This is a genomic window from Bradyrhizobium sp. BRP22 (assembly GCF_020194175.1).
GTDB lineage: Bacteria > Pseudomonadota > Alphaproteobacteria > Rhizobiales > Xanthobacteraceae > Bradyrhizobium.
In genome coordinates this window covers 1-936 of sequence record NZ_JADYVX010000104.1, presented here as the reverse complement: position 1 = coordinate 936, position 936 = coordinate 1, and the positions used below count along the sequence as shown (strand labels likewise).

General features: G+C 59.4%; 1 protein-coding gene. It reads left to right on the top strand.

The window, feature by feature from the left end:
- The first annotated feature begins 80 nt into the window (after positions 1–80).
- Positions 81–905, top strand: coding sequence for an IS5 family transposase (locus I6F35_RS39555; protein ID WP_225122960.1), 825 nt, complete (start codon positions 81–83; stop codon positions 903–905).
- Positions 906–936 lie beyond the last annotated feature (31 nt).

The window sequence follows — 936 nt, the reverse complement described above, 5'->3', positions numbered from 1 at the left end:
AGAGCCTGACCGAAAAAGGGTGAGCGGTTTTGGCGGGCCTGTGATTCCTTCGGATTTGCAAAGATTCGAGGGAGGACACCATGCCGTGGACCAAAGCCGCTCGTCTCCAGTATCAGCGCAGTGGACTGCGTTACACAAGTGATCTGACCGATGCAGAATGGGCGTTGATCGCCTGGAAGATGCCGCCGCGACAGCGATTGGGCCGGCCGCGGGAGGTCGATCTACGCGAGATCGTACAGGCGATCTTCTATATTCTGTCGAGCGGCTGCCAATGGCGAGCCTTGCCGAAGGAGTTCCCGCCATACTCGACGGTGCAGGGCTATTTTTACGCTTGGCGCAACACGGGTAGATGGCAGAAGATCGTCGAAGCCTTGGTTCGGAAGGCGCGTCGGAAACTAGGACGAAAGCCCAAACCGACAGCTGCCGTCATCGATAGTCAGACCGCCTCGACAACGGAGGCCGGCGGGCCACGCGGATTCGACGCCGGCAAGCGCCTCCATGGGCGCAAGCGACATATCGTGACCGATACCAACGGCCTTCTGCTGGCTGCATATGTTCATCCCGCCAACATTCAGGACGTCCATGGTGCCGTTCCTCTGTTAGAGGAGTTGCGAGGCCGCTTCCCAAGGCTTGAGCATGTCTTTGCCGACCGGATCTATCGCGGCAAACAGCTTGTCAACGCACTCTCCAGCTGCGGGCCGTGGACGATCGAGATCGTTGAGCGACCGCTCGGAGTCAAAGGCTTCCAGCTCCTGCCCAGGCGCTGGGTCGTTGAGCGTACCTTTGCATGGCTCGGCAGATGTCGGCGCCTCTCCAAAGACTTCGAAGGCTCTGCTGCCACTGAGCTCGCATGGCTGCTCATCGCCCATCTGAGGCTCCTAATTCGCCGCCTGGCCAGACCTTGAAGACGTCTTACGCTTTTTTGAGTCAGGCTCT